Origin of the sequence: Pseudomonas paraeruginosa PA7, from assembly GCF_000017205.1 — a bacterium.
Lineage (GTDB): Bacteria > Pseudomonadota > Gammaproteobacteria > Pseudomonadales > Pseudomonadaceae > Pseudomonas > Pseudomonas paraeruginosa.
In genome coordinates this window covers 859,619-873,996 of record NC_009656.1, presented here as the reverse complement: position 1 = coordinate 873,996, position 14,378 = coordinate 859,619, and the positions used below count along the sequence as shown (strand labels likewise).

Genomic DNA, 14,378 nt, shown 5'->3' with positions numbered 1-14,378 from the left:
GCCTCGGGGGATATACGATTTGATAATGCTTATCATTATGAAGAATTCATCCCCCGGGCTTTTTCGATTGCCGGCCTTTCTCTATCGATCCACGGCGGACGTGGAACTTTCCCCCGCCGCCGCGCCGGCGAAAGCGGCGTACCAGGCATCGCCGGCACTCAGCCCGGCATGCTCGCCGCGCGCGCGCAGGCGGCCCTCCTCCAGCACCAGCACCTGGTCGGCGAGGCGCGCCAGCGCCGGGCGATGGGTCACTACCAGCAGGGTGCGGCGGCCACGCAACCCGAGCAGGCTGCGCAGCACCTGCGCCTCGCTGGCGGCATCGAGGCTCGCGGTGGGTTCGTCGAGCAGCAGCAGCGGCGCCGTCGAAAGCAGGCCGCGCGCCAGGCACAGGCGCTGCCGCTGGCCGCCGGAAAGCAGCGCGCCGCCGGGGCCGACATCGCTGTCCCAGCCCTGCGGCCAGGCCTCGATCTCTTCCAGCAGGCCAACCGCCCGCGCCACCTCCCGGAGCGCCTGGAGATCGGCGTCGGGTCGCGCCATGCGCAGGTTCCAGGCGACGCTGCCGCGGAACAGGCCGTTGTCCTGGAATACCAGGTTGCGACTGGCGGCGAGGGCCGTTTCGCTCAACCGGCGGACATCCACGCCACCCAGCAGGACGCGCCCGCCGTCGGCGTCGTGGAGCCGCCCGAGCAGCGCCAGCAGGCTGCTCTTGCCGGCCCCGGAGGGGCCGACGAGGACGTTCAGCGTACCCGGCTCCAGCCTCAGGGAAATGTCCTCAAGCAAGGCGCGGCCATCTTCCAGACGCAATTCCACGGCCTCGGCCGCCAGGCTGGCGTCGTGCGGCCGCTCGCCCGGCTCGGGGCTGCGCAGCGGAGCCAGGGCGAACACCCGCAGCAGGCTGTCCAGCGCCTGCCAGGCGCCGCGCAACGCCTGGTCGAGATGGGTGAGCTGGGCCAGCGGCTCGATGAAGCGCACCAGCAGCACCAGCACCGCCACCAGTCGCGCGCCGTCCAGCCATTGCCGCTCCACCGCCCAGGCGCCGCCGAGCAGGGCGAAGGCGAACGCCGCCTGCACCGCCAGGGCGAAGCCGAGCCCACTGGGCAGGCTGCGCCGCAACAGTTCCAGGGTGCTGCGATGGAGACTGCGCAAGGCCTCTTCCAGGCCCTGGCGGGCGACACTTTCGCGCTGCGCCGCGCGCAGCAGCGGCTGGCGTTCGGCGAACGCCTGCAACTGCCGCGCGGCGTCGCGCTCGGCGGCCAACCGGGCATCCTCCGCCGCCAGGTTGCGCCGCCCGCTCCAGCGCAGCAGCGCGGCGAGGGCGGCACTGGCGACGAGCAGGCCGAGGGCGATGGACGGGTCGATCAGGAACAGCCCGAGGATCACCCCGAGCGGCGTCACCAACGCGGCGATCAGCGGCCCCAGCAGGTGCGCCGGGATGCCCATCGCCTGCAGCACCGGACCGCGCAGCAGGCCTTCGGCCGGCGCGACCCGGCGCAGCGCCGGCGGCGCCAGGCGCGGCAAGCGCGCCACCAGGCTGCGCACCAGCCCGGCCGCCAGCGAGCCGCCGGCGGCGAAACCGCGACGCAGGGCCAGGTATTGCACCAGCGCCTGCGCCAGGCTCAGGCCGAGCAACGCGGCGAGCCAGCGCCAGGGCAACGCGCCTTCGGCGAACCAGGCCTCGACCAGCGGCACCAGCAATACGCCGCAGGCGGCGTCCAGCAGCGCCGCCAGGACCGCCCAGGCGCTCGCCCGGCGCAACGCGGCACGGCACTCCTCGGGCAGCGCGCGCATTCGTTCGAACAGGTTCATGCCGTCACCTCCGTGCCGCTCTGTTCGCGCCACAAGCGCGCATAGGTACCGTCCGCCGCCAACAGCGCCGCATGCTCGCCGCGTTCGACCAGACGACCGTCGGCCAGCACCAGGATCAGGTCGGCATCGCTGACTTCGGCCAGGCGATGGGCGACGATCACCCGGGTCCGGCCGCCGCCGCGCTCGCGCAGGTTGCGCAGCACTTGCCGGGCGGTCCGCGGATCCAGCGCCGAGGTCGGCTCGTCGAGCAGCAACAGGCGCGCCGGCGATAGCAGCGCACGGGCCAGGGCCAGGCGTTGCAGTTCGCCGCCGGACAGTTGCAGGTCGCGTCCCGGCACGCTGTCATAGCCGCGCGGCAGGGCCATGATGCGCTCGTCGAGGCAGGCGTCACGGGCCGCCTGGCGAATCTCCTGAAGATCGGCAGCGGGACGCAGCAGGGCGATGTTGTCGGCCAGGGAGATCTCCAGCGCCGCCGCCTGCTGGCCGACCAGCGCGAGATGCCGGTGGCGCATGGCCGAAGGCATGTCCCGCAGCGCCACGCCGCCGACCCGCAGTTCGCCGCGTGTCGCGTCCATGTGGCGCGCCAACAGGTGCAGCAGGGTGCTCTTGCCGGAACCCGAAGGGCCGACCAAGGCCACCAGGCTGCCGTCGGCCAGTTCCAGCTCGATGTCGGCGAGGACCTCGCGGTCGTCGTAGGCGTGGCCAAGGCCACGCAGCGAGACCGAACCGTCGGCAGGCTCGGTGGCGCATCGTCCCTCCTCCAGCGGCGGCTGGTCGAACACCTGTTGCAGGCGCTCGGCGGCGGCGCGTGCGCTGATCAAGGCGTCGCCGCCGTGGCCGAGGGCCTGCACCGGCGCCGCCAGCGCCCGCAACAGGAGCAGGAAGGCGCAGGCCTGGCCGAGCGCCAGGGGCATGCCGAGGGCGTCCAGGGCCAGCGCGCCGAGCAGGATCCAGGCCAGCAGCCAGGGCGTCGACAGTTGCACGTAGACCAGCGCGGCGAGATGCCCGACCCGCGCCACCCAGGCGCCGAACGCCGCGCCGAAGTCCGCCGCCGCGGCCTCGACACCCCGCTGCACGCCGGCCCCGGGGTACTGCCGGGCGAGCAGCAGGTTGTGGGCGAACTCGCCGTATTCCGCCGAGAGCGCCTCCAGCGCCGCGTTGCGCCGCAGCACCTGCTCGCGGTAGCGCGCCGAGCGCAGCAGCAGGAAGCCGGCGACGGCCAGTACCAGCGGCAGCAGGCAGAACAGCAACAGCCAGGGTTGCAGCCAGGCCAGCCAGAGCAGCGCGACCAGCGGCACCACCAGCAGGTTGCTGAGATCGTTGGGAGCGTGCGCGATCAGTTGGTGCAGGGCCCGCACGTCCTGCTCCACCAGGCGCGCCACGCCGTCCGGGCCCTGGCGGCCGAACCAGTCCAGCGGCAGCCGTTGCAGGTGCGCCAGCAGGCGCAGGCGCAAGTCGTTGCAGAGATCCGCGTCGACCCGGTGGGCCAGGTGCGCGGCCAACGCCTGGCAGCCCAGCCAGGCCAGCACCGCCAGCAGCACCAGGGCCAGCAGCGCCGGCTGCGCCTGACCGCGCGCCAGCGGCTCGGCGAGCCAGGCGAGAAGCATCCAGGGCAACAGCGAGCAGAGCCCGGCCAGGGCCTGTAAACCCATGGCCGCCACCATCCGCCAGCGATAGGCGCGCAGCAGGCGCCACAGCACCGGGGTCACGAGGCTTGCTCCAGCACCTGTTCCAGGCTCGCCGGCGCCAGCGATGCCGGCGGCGCCCCGGGGAAACCGAGGCGCTCGCCGATCCGCTGCCACAGGGCGGCGACCTCCAGGCTGCGCTGGTTGCGCCGGCGCACCGCGTCGCCGTCGGCGAGCAGCGCCAGCGCCTCGGCCGCCGCCGCCGGCCACAGGCGCTGGTGCACCTGGGCCCAGTTGCACGGTTCGGCATACCAGAGCTGGGCGCTGGGCAGCGGTTCACCGGGTATCTCGTCGAACAGCGCGAACAGGCCGTCGTCATCCTCGGCCGGTACCGCCACCGCAGGCGTCCACAACAATGGGCCATGGGGGCTGAGCAGGCTCAACGTGCCACGGTCGGTGGTCAGGCTGACGCGCTGCAACAGGGTCATGCGCCCGTCGTCGGCGGCCGCCAGTTCGTTGAGCACGTGCAGGCTCAACGGCACTTCCGCCAGCACCAGGGATAATCCGCGCATCGCCGACAGGTCGCTCGATGGCGATTCCAGCGACCAGGGGCCGACGCCCTCCAGCAACGCGGCGAGGATGTCCAGGGTGGCGAAACCGACCTGCACCCCGCAGGCCGCGTCCAGGTGGCGGATGCCGCGCCGGCGGTGCAACTGGCGGCCCAGTTCGATGAAACGCGCCACCGCCGGCAACTGCGGATAGAAGGTGTTGAGCAGGCAGCGCCGGCCCAGGCGCTCGGCGCTGCGCAGCAGGTCCTGCCATTCGCGCGGCAGCAACGGATGCTCGATCAGCACGTCGATGCCACGCGCCATCAGCGCCTCGGCCAGCGCCGGGCCCTGCTCGCCGCGCGCCGCGCCGCCGACCGCGACGCAGGCCAGGCGGACATCGTCCGGCAGCGCCTCGACCTCGCGCCAGGACTCCACCCCGAGACGCTCGGCCAGCGCCCGCGAACGCCGGCTGCCCTGGCCAAGGATGCCGCGCAGGACGAAGCGTGGATCGGCGGCGACGCCGGCGGCATAGAACTGGCCGAACCGGGAACCGGCGACCACCACGGAACGGACGTCGCTCATCGACTCGCCTCCTCTGGCATGGGTTGGGACAGGGATTGCGCCAGGGCCTCGCCCAGGCAGTCGAAGTGCCCGCCGGGCACCTCGTGGATGCCGCACGCGCCGAGCGCGACGGTCCGCCAGTGGTTCGCCAGGGCCTCGGCATAGCGCGGCACCAATGGGTTGCCGGCGTCCGGCACGAACAGCCGCAGGGCGCCGACGTAGGGCTCCGGCGCCTCGGCCTGGCTGGCACGCACCGAGTGGCAGAACAGGCGGTAGAGGGTGTCGCGCTCGACGCTGGCGGCGTCGGCGCTACCGCTGGCCGCCTGCAGCACGCGGCCGCGCAGGGCGACGAGATCGGCCAGGCCCGGTAGCCCCGCCAGCGCCTCGGCGCCCAGACGTTCCGGTGTCTGCGCGAGCGCCGCCTGCACCGCCTGGCCAAGACGCTCCGGCGCGGGGAAGCCGAGCGTCGCGGTATCCAGGCCCAATGTGGCGGCGAAGCTGAACAACAGCAGGCGCTCGTCGTCCACCCGGTAGGGAATCCGGTAGCTGGAGACGATATCCAGCTGGCGTACGCGCACCCCGCGCTGGACCAGGGACTTGGCGGTCTCCAGGGCGACCAGCCCGCCGGAGCAGTAGCCGAGCAGGTCGACCTCGCGCAGCCCGGCGCCGTGGAGCGCCTCGGCGTAGCGGCGGCCGAGGCAGGCGTTGAGATGCTCGGCGGGGATCGCCAGGTAGGCGTCGCTGTCATGCACGGCCAGCCCCAGCAACGGCCGCCCCTCACCCAGGGCGCGAAGCAGCGGGCGGTACGGCAGCAGCGTACCGAGGCCTTCGTGGACCAGCACCCGCGGCACGCCCTCGCCGGGCACCAGGCGCACCAGCGGATCGAGCGCCACCGCCCCCTCGGCGAGCGGTGCGCGCGACAGGCCGGCGTGCACCGGGGCGACGCCGCGCGACGCTGCCAGGGCTGGCCCGCGGCCCTCTTCCGGCGCGCCGCGCAGGCGCTCGGCCAGGCCGCGCGGGGTCGGCTGGCTGAGCGCCCAGCGCAGCAGGCGATCGAACGGATGTCGGCGGGCGTTTTCCAGGCGTTCGCGCAAGCGGGCGATCAACTGGGCGATCAACAGCGAGTCGCCGCCGGCGGCGAAGAAGTCTTGCTCGACACCCAGCGACGGGTTGTCCAGCACCTCGCGCCAGAGCGCCAGCAGCGCATTCTCCAGTTCGTCGGCCGGCGCCTGCGCGACGCCACGCCGAAGGTCCGCCTGGGGCTGGCGGGCAAAGCCGGTCAGGGCCTTGCGGTCGATCTTGCCGTTGCCGGTGACCGGCAGGCGTTCGAGCACGCGCAACTGCGCCGGGAGCATGTAGCGCGGCACCCGCGATTCGACGAAGGCCAGCAGCTCGGCCGGCTCCAGGCGGGCGCGGTCGGTCTTGCAGCGGGCCAGCAGGACATCGTAGCCAAGCAGGTCGAGAGCGCTGCCGGGCGGGACCACGCCGCAAGCCAGGTCGCCGCTCTGTCCCGCCAGCCACTCCAGCCATTGCCCGGTGTGGACGAACAGTTGCCGGCGCTCGTCGCGGAGGTCGCGCGGGTTTTCCATCATCAGGCTCTGGCTGACGCTGATCTCGTTGTGCTCGCGCGTCAGTTCCTGGATCACCAGCCAGGCGTCTGCGCCCAGCAACTCGCGCAGACCGGCCAGCAGCGCCGGGGTGTCCAGCGCGTTGTTCAGCGCCCCGGAGCTGAGCAGGATATCCACCGAGTGCGGCGCCACGCCCTGGTCGAGGAGATCGCCGTTCATGTCGAAGCGGCCGAAGCGTACCCACGGCTGGTCGGCGAAGCGCTCGCGGGCGGCGGCGAGGAAGTAGCTGGAAACGTCGGTGAACAGGTAGTCCACCTCCACCCCTCGCTGCACCAGCGGCGCCAACCGGGCAATCACCGCGCGGCTGGCGGCGGCGGTACCGGCGCCCAGCTCCAGCAGGCGCCAGCGCCGTTGCGGCTGGCGCTCGACGATCGCGGCAATGGCCTCGGCCATCGCCGCGTGCAGCGCCTGGGCATGCAGGCCCTGGCTGTACATGGCCTCGGCGATGCGCGCCGAGCCCTGCGGGAACATCAGAGCCGCGGGGCTGATCCGCCCGGCCAGTTGCTCGCCGAGGGATTGCGCGCTATCGCGCAGGTAGGCGACCAGCTCGGCCGGCCAGAGCGCCTCCGGCGCGCAGCCGGCGAACGCCGCCCAGGCGTCCTCCGGACTCTGCGCGGGACGCTCGGCGCAGCCCAGCCAGCCGTCACCCCCGGCGCGCAGGTAGCCGCCCTCCTCCAACTGGCGCAACCAGTGGCGCAGCAGGCGCTGGCGCTTCTCGGCGATACCCAGGCGCTGGCAGAGGGTGGCGAAATCCAGCGGCGTCGCGCTGGCGAACAGCCCGCTGCCGGCCAGCCAGGCGGCCAACGAGGCGAGGCAGGCGCGGTCGAGGGCGGCCACCGCCGCGGCGATGTCCTCCTCGCTGCCCCAGTCGCGGCGCAACGCCTGGGCCGCCCGCTGGCGCACCGCGTCGAGCGCCGTACGCGGATCCTCGCCAGCCTCCGCCGACGCATGCAGGGTGACGAAACTGGCCAGGCTGCGCTCGTGGGTCTCGCCGAGCACCACGGTGGCCGCCAGGTTGACCTGCGGATGGGCGCACAGCGCGGCGTCCAGTTCGGCCAGTTCGATGCGGTGGCCGCGAATCTTCACCTGGTCGTCCTCGCGGCCGAGGAACTCGATGCTGCCGTCGGCCAGGTAGCGGCCGAGGTCGCCGGTGCGATACAGGCGGCGCCCATCGGGATGACGGACGAAGCGTTCGGCGGTGCGCTGCGGATCGCCGGCGTAGCCGAGCGCCAGGCCCACCCCGCCGATGTGGATCTCGCCGCGCACGCCCGGCGGGCAGCGTCGCCCGCGGGCATCCAGGACTTCCACGCTCTGCCCGCGCAGGGCACGGCCATAAGGAATGCTGGCCAGCTCGGTGTGCTGCGGGCGGATCGGCTGCTCGATCGACCAGATCGCCGCCTCGGTGGCGCCGCCCAGGCTGAACAGCGCGCTGTCCGGCCAGCGCCGCCACCAGCGGGTCGGCAGGCTGACCGGAATCCAGTCGCCGGACCAGAGCACGCAGCGCGGTCCCGGCAGGTGGCGTTGCGGCTCGCTCTCCAGGTAATCGATGAGCATCTGCCCCTGGGCCGGCACCGAGTTCCACAGGGTGATGGCGTGGCGTTCCAGCAGGTCCGCCCAGTGCGACGGATCGCTGCCGCGCGCCGGGTCCGGCAGGATCACCTGGGCCCCCGCCGCGGTGGCGCCGAAGAAATCGTAGACCGAGAGGTCGAAGCTCAGCTCGGCGAGGCCGAGGAGGCGGTCGTTGGCATCGACGCCGTAGCGCTGGTTGATGTCGAGCAGGGTGTTGCATACCGCCGCATGGCTGAGCATCACGCCCTTGGGCGTGCCGGTGGAGCCGGAGGTGTAGATCACGTAGGCGAGGTCGTCCGCCGCCACCTCCGCCGCGGGCGGCGGCGGCCAGTCGCTGTCGGCGGCCAGCCGGTCGATGGCCACGCAGGCGCAGCCGGCGTCCGGGACATCGCTTTCCAGGCAGACCAGCGCGACCACTTCGGCGCTGGCGAGGATCGCCTGGCGACGCAGCGGCGGCTGGCGGATGTCCACCGGCACATAGGCGGCGCCGGCCTGGAGGATGCCGAGCACCGCGACCAGTTGCGCGGCGCTTTTCGGCAGCATCACCGCGACCCGTCGGCCACGGCCCGCGCCGTGCGCTTCCAGGGCCCGGCGCAAGGCGCTGGCATGCTGGGCGACCTGGCGGTAGCTGTAGCTGCCGGCGGCATCGTGGATCACCGTGGCGTCGGGGGTCAGCAGGGCACGCTCGGCGAAACCGGCGGCGATGCTCCGGGCGCTGCCGGGCAACGCCTGCGGCGGCGCCTCGACGGGTTCCGTGGCATCGCCGTCGGTCCAGGCGCGCGGGCTCTGCGCCAGGCGCCGGAGCAGCCCGACGAAGTCGTCGAACATGGCCTCCGCCTGGCCCTCGGGGAACAACCCCAGGCGTACGTCCCAGCCGATCTCCAGGCCGCCGAACTGGTCGGTGACCTGGCAGTCCAGCCAGACCTGCGGGGTCTGGCTGATCATGTAGCGTGGCGCGCACGGCGCCTCGCCATCGCCGAGCAGGCGTTGCACGCTGCCGATGCCGCTGGTGAACACCACCGGCATCAGGTCGGCGCCGCGACCGCGCCGGCGCGCCAGTTCGCGCAGCAGGTCGACGCCGCTGAAGCTCGGGTGGTCGAGGTCGTCGAACATCTGCTCGCCGATGCGCCGGGCGCGCTCGACGAAACTCTCGCCGTGGCGGCTGTCCACCGCCAGCAGGCTGAGCGCGGTGAAGTCACCGAGCACCTGCGCCAGCTGCGGATGCAGCGGCGGCCGGTTGAGTACCGTCAGGTTGAGACAGAACGCCGGTGCCTGGCTCCAGCGACCGATGGTCTCGGCGAAGGCCGCCAGGGCCACGCCGGCAGCGCTCAGGCCGTGTTCGCCGGCGCGCGCGCCGAGCGCCTGCCAGGCGGCCTCGTCGAGGCGCGCGTGGAAGTGCCGGAAGCGCGTGGAGCGCGTGTCCGGCTGCGCCCGCAGCGGCAGGTCGGGACGCCCCGGCAGCGCGTCGAGGCGTGCCAGCCACCAGTCGCGGTCGCGCTGCCAGGCCGGCGACTGGCGTCGACGCTGCTCGACCCCGACATAGTCGCGGAAGGTCGCCTCCAGCGGTTCCGCCGTCCATTGCGGATCGAGATAGCGGCGGCGCCATTCGCCAAGCAGCAGTTGCAGGCTGGCGTAGTCGACCAGGGTGAAATCCACCGCACAGTGCAGTACGCAGGCATCCCGGCCGATACTCAGCTCGGGGCGCAGGACCGGCCACTGGTCGAGCGCCGCGCAGGCGTGGTCGAGGCGTTCGCGGACCCGCTCCAGGTGCGCCTGGAAACCGGCTTCGTCGAGCTCCGCGCAGGCATGCACGGTCAGCCGCTGCCAGGGCACCTCGGGCAGGACGCGCTGCCAGGCGTTGTCCTCGATCACCGCGCGCAGCATCGGGTGGCGCGCGACCATGGCGTTCCAGGCCGCCTCCAGGCGCGCCGGATCGGTGTCCGCCGGCCAGTCGTACTCGGCGTACAGCTGGCAGGCGTTGCCACCGTAGTCGAAGGCCGCCTGGCGGCCCAGCACGTAGGCGGCCTGCACCGGGGTCAGCGGGAAACGCTGGTGGGCCAGCTCGGACTCGGCGCGCCAGCCAGGGCCGCCTTCCAAGTGTTCCAGCAAGGCCTCGCGCTCGGCCCGCAGGCGCTCGGCGAGGCCGGCGTCGAGGGCGCCCTGGGGGGCGCGATAGCGCAGGCGGCCCGCCTCGCTCCAGAGTTCGATGCGCCGGCGGCGGCAGGTTTCCAGCAGTTCGCCGAGGCTCATAGCACGCCCTCTTCCAGTTGGGTTTCCTCGATTTCGTCGGTCTGCGCCTGCAAGTGGCGGGCGAGCCCGGCCAGGGTCGGCTGGCGATAGAAATCGGCCATGCCCAGGCGTACGCCGAAACGCTCGCGTATGCCGGCCAGCAGGCGGGTCGCCAGCAGGCTGTCGCCGCCGAGGCTGAAGAAGCTCGCCTCGCGACGACGCACCGGGCGTTTGAGAACCGCTTCCCAGCAGTCGGCCAGCGCCTGCTCATGGGCTTCCAGCGGCTCCTCCGCCGAGGGCTCGTCGCGACACTCGCCGAGCGCGCGGGTCATGCTCCCGGCCAGGCGGCGACGGTCGACCTTGCCATTGCCGTTCAACGGCAGGCTTGGCAGGCACCACAGGCGTTCGGGCCGCATCGCCTGGGGCAGGCGTTGCTCCAGTCCGGCCTGGAGCGCGGCGGCGTCGAGCCCGAGCCCCGGCGCCAGCGCCTCGACCAGGGCGATCCGTTCGCTGCGCCACAGGCAACGCGGCGCCAGTCCCGCAGCGGCGAGATCGGCCAACAGGCTCGGCAGTTCCGCCAGGCGCAGCGGCCGGTCGTCGAGCAGGGCCGCACCGAGCAACGCCAGCGGCGACTCGCGCAGCAGGTCGACCAGCAGCAGGCGGCCCTGCGGGCGCAGCAACGCCGCGGCCAGCGCCAGGCCATCGCGGCTGGCGTCGTAGGCGTGCAACGCGGCGAAGCTGATCACCCGGTCGTAGCGACCGAGGTGCTCGGCAGGTAGCAGGCCGTCGTCCAGCGCCTGCACCGCGATCCGCTCCGGCAGGCGGGTGGCGGCGGCGTCGAGGAGGACGCGGCTGCGTTCGAAGAGGGTCAGTTCCAGCCCCGGACGAAGCAGCGAGGCCATGCCCTGGTCGAGCCAGAGCCCGGCGCGGGTGTCCAGCACCGCCACCCGCAGGCGTTCGCCGGCAGCCGGCGTCGGTAACGCCTCGAGCAGGCGCGCCAGGGCCTCGCGGCCGTCCGGCAAGCGCGCGGCCACCGCCTGCGGCGCCAGCCAGGGATCGAGGAGCAGCGCGGCCGGCGCCTGTTCGCCGGCGAGCAGGCCGCGCAAGGCGTTGCCCATCGCGGTCAGCCCCGCGGCCTGCCAGCCGAGCCGGCGCAACGCCTCGTCGAGCGGCGGCAGCGCGCTGGCGGCGGAGTCCGCCAGCCAGTCCAGCCAGCGCCGGCGCAAACCGTCGTCGAGCTCCAGCGGCGCCTCCAGCAGCGCGCCGAGGATCTCCCGGGTGAGTACCGCCTCGGCCTCTGCCAGGCCGGCGAAAGGCTGTGCGGCCGGCAGCTCCATGGAGCCTTCGGCCCGTGGCGCCAGGCGCGCTACCAGCACCGCGCCGAGGCTCGCCACGCCACCGCCGAGCACCGCCGCGCAGGCGCTTTCCACGCCGGCCTGGGCGCACAGCGCGGCCTCCACCTCGCCCAACTCGATGCGCTGGCCGCGCACTTTCACCTGCTGGTCGACCCGGCCGAGGAATTCCAGGGTGCCGTCCCCCCAGTAGCGCCCGCGATCGCCGGTGCGATACCAGCGGCCCTGGGCATCGTGGACGAAACGCCGGGCGCTGAGCTCGGGGTCGTTGCGATAGCCACGGGCCAGGCTGGCGCCGCCGATCCACAGTTCGCCGACCACCAGGTCCGGCACGTCGCGCCCGTGCGCGTCGACCACCCGGTAGGCCTGTCCCGGCAACGGCCGGCCGTAGGGAATCGAACGCCAGTGCGGCGGCACCGTATCGACGCTCTGCAGATTCGACCAGATACCCGCTTCGGTGGCGCCGCCGAGCACATGCAGGCGGCACTCGCTGGAGCCGCGCGGGCGCAGCCGGGCGGGCAGGTCCAGGGCCACCCAGTCGCCGGACAGCAGCACCGCCCGCAGACTGCGGTAGTCGGCCTGGCTCGCCGGCAGGCTGAGGGCCATCTCCAGCAGGGCCGGCGCCGAGTTCCACAGGCTCACCGCGTGCCGCTGGATGGCCTCCGCCCAGGCGGCGGCGTCGCGCGCCTGTTCCTGGGTCGGCAGGACCAGGCTGGCACCGGCGCCGAGGCCGCCGAACAGGTCGAAGACCGACAGATCGAAGTCCAGCGCGGAGACCGCCAGCAAGCGATCCGATGCGTCCACCCGCAGCAGGTCGAGCAGCGCGTCGATGGTATTGATCGCCGCCGCGTGGCTGACCTCGACGCCCTTCGGCACCCCGGTGGAACCCGAGGTGTAGATCACATAGGCGCTCGCCTGCGGCGCCAGCGGCACGGGGGCGGCCAGCGCCGGGCCGCGCAGCAGGCGCTGGAGGTCCAGGCGCGGCGGCAAGGCTTGCGGATCGTCCTCCTCGGTGATCGCCAGGCATACCCCGGCGGCCTCTTCGATCAGGCGCCGCCGTGCGGGCGGCTGGTCGATGTCCAGCGGCACGTAGCAGGCGCCGGCGGCGAGCACGCCGAATACCGCCGCGACCTGCTGCGGCCCGCGCGGCAGGCTGACCTCGACCGCGTCGCCAGGGCGTACCCCGGCCTCGCGCAGGCCGCCGGCGATGCGCAGCGCATGCTCGGCCAGTTCGCCGCGAGTGACACGTCGGTCGCGATAGAGCAGCGCGTCGGCATCCGGCGCCTCGGCGGCACGAAGGAAGAAGTCTCGATGCAGGGTGCGCGCCGTGGCGCATGCCGGCTGGCCGTTGAGCGCGGCCCGGCGCGCCTGCTGCGCCCAGGGCAGCGGCAGCTCGGCGGGCTGCTCCCAGGCGCTGTCGCAGAGACGCTGGAGCAATCCCACGTAGGCTTCGAACATGGTTTCCGGCAGGCCTTCGGGGAACACGCCGACGACGCTGTCCCAGGCCAGCAGGATACCGTCGCCCACCCGGTAGAGCTGGTGGTCGAGCCAGACCTGCGGGGTCTGCGAGAGCATGTCGTGGAGATCGCCGAAGACTTCGCGGAACGCCGCCGGGACGAAGCCTTCCTCGCCCAGGTTGCTGGCGAACACCACCGGCGCCGAACGCGGCTGGCCCTGCCGGCGTGCCTCGCGCAGCACTTCGAGGGCGGGGAAGGCGGCATGGTCGATGGCGCCGTGGAGGGTGCGCTGGAAGCCCTTCACCGCCTCGGCGAAGGACACCCCGGCCTGCATCCGGCACTCCAGCAGCAACAGGGTGGTGAAGTCGGCGATCACTTCGCCGATACGCGGGTCGTCGGCATGCCGATCGAACAGCGGTACGTTGAGGAGAAACTCCGGGGTTTCGCTCCAGCGCGCCAGGACCAGCGCGAAGGCGCAGCCGAACACGCAGGACAAGGTCACGCCATGCTGCGCCGCGAGACGCTCCAGGCGCCGGCTCTCGCCGGCGGAAAGCTGGAAGGCGAGGCGCCGGGTGCGCGGCTGGCGGATGCTTTGCGGCGCGCAGGCCAGCGGCAGGGCCGGCGCGTCCGGCAGGTGCGGCAGGCGTTCCAGCCAGTAATCGCGGGCCCGCGCCGAGGCCTCGGCGCGTTGCGCCGCACGGCACGCCAGGTAGTCGGCGAAATGCAGCGCCGGCGGTTCCGCCAGGCGTTCCGGCGCGACATAGGCGGCGCCCAGCTCGGCGAGCAGCAGGCGCAGGCTTTCGACATCGGCGGCAAGCAGGTCGAGGCTCAGCCAGAGGCGGTCCTCGCCGCCCGGCATGCGCACCAGCCCGAGCAGGAACACCTGGCCGCGCTCCACCGCCAGGCATTCATGGGCGCGCCACTCGCGCAGCGCCCGCCAGTCGTGCTCGGCTTCGTCGGTTTGCCGCGCGCGCCAGTCCTGCAGGTCGAAGCACGGCAGCGGCGGCGCAGCGAGGACCTGCTGCAGGCCGTCGAAAAAGCGCGCGCGCAGCATCGGATGTCGCTGGCGCACGCACTCCGCCGCCGCGGCCAGGCGCTGCGGGTCGAGGTCGCGAGCGCGGAATTCGAGGAACGCGTGGCAACTGATGTTGCCCAGCACCTCGTCGGCGCCGCGCCCCAGCCAGTAGGCCTGCTGCACGGACGACAATTCGAATGGCCGGTCATGCGCCAGCGGCGCGGCCACCGCGGGCGGAACCCCGAGCGGCGCCGCGCCGGCCAGCAGCTCGAGCCAGGCGCCCAGGCTCGGTCGCTGCGCCAACTGGGCGAAATCCACCGCCAAGCCGCGTGCCCGCACGCGCTCCTGCAGGTACATCAGGCGAATCGAATCGAGGCCGCAACCCAGCAGATCGTCGTCGTCGGCCAGGGCGCGCACGTCGTCGAGCGGTTCGCCAAGCAATTCGGCGAGCTGCTCGGCCAGCCAGTCGCGCAGGGCGGTACGGGAATCGGGGGGCAGATCCATGGGGGCTCCCTAGGGCAAGCATCGGAGGTCGGCCGCCAGTTACTGGCAACCATTATCAAATGCGACCTTATCTCACCTGGGCAG

General features: G+C 73.0%; 5 protein-coding genes. All 5 read right to left on the bottom strand.

What is annotated here, in order from left to right:
* Positions 1-81: 81 nt before the first annotated feature.
* The 5 genes from PSPA7_RS04200 to pchE are packed head-to-tail and all read right to left on the bottom strand — an operon-like array spanning position 82 to position 14,294.
* On the bottom strand, positions 82-1,806 hold the full coding sequence (locus PSPA7_RS04200) for an ATP-binding cassette domain-containing protein (RefSeq protein WP_012074240.1): 1,725 nt from the start codon (positions 1,804-1,806) through the stop codon (positions 82-84).
* Complete coding sequence (locus PSPA7_RS04195) at positions 1,803-3,515, bottom strand: ABC transporter ATP-binding protein (RefSeq protein ID WP_012074239.1); 1,713 nt, start codon at positions 3,513-3,515, stop codon at positions 1,803-1,805. Before PSPA7_RS04195 ends, PSPA7_RS04200 begins: the two co-directional genes overlap by 4 nt.
* Positions 3,512-4,561, bottom strand: a complete 1,050-nt coding sequence (gene pchG, locus PSPA7_RS04190; protein WP_012074238.1) for a pyochelin biosynthesis thiazoline reductase PchG — start codon at positions 4,559-4,561, stop codon at positions 3,512-3,514. The genes PSPA7_RS04195 and pchG overlap by 4 nt, the downstream gene beginning before the upstream one ends.
* On the bottom strand, positions 4,558-9,987 hold the full coding sequence (pchF, locus tag PSPA7_RS04185) for a pyochelin non-ribosomal peptide synthetase PchF (protein ID WP_012074237.1): 5,430 nt from the start codon (positions 9,985-9,987) through the stop codon (positions 4,558-4,560). The genes pchG and pchF overlap by 4 nt, the downstream gene beginning before the upstream one ends.
* On the bottom strand, positions 9,984-14,294 hold the full coding sequence (pchE, locus tag PSPA7_RS04180) for a pyochelin non-ribosomal peptide synthetase PchE (protein WP_012074236.1): 4,311 nt from the start codon (positions 14,292-14,294) through the stop codon (positions 9,984-9,986). Before pchE ends, pchF begins: the two co-directional genes overlap by 4 nt.
* Positions 14,295-14,378 lie beyond the last annotated feature (84 nt).

Excerpts from the sequence above, each read along its gene's own strand:
- PSPA7_RS04200 (WP_012074240.1), bottom strand. The coding sequence starts at position 1,806 with ATGAACCTGTTCGAACGAATGCGCGCGCTGCCCGAGGAGTGCCGTGCC.
- pchG (WP_012074238.1), bottom strand. The coding sequence starts at position 4,561 with ATGAGCGACGTCCGTTCCGTGGTGGTCGCCGGTTCCCGGTTCGGCCAG.
- pchF (WP_012074237.1), bottom strand. The coding sequence starts at position 9,987 with ATGAGCCTCGGCGAACTGCTGGAAACCTGCCGCCGCCGGCGCATCGAA.
- pchE (WP_012074236.1), bottom strand. The coding sequence starts at position 14,294 with ATGGATCTGCCCCCCGATTCCCGTACCGCCCTGCGCGACTGGCTGGCC.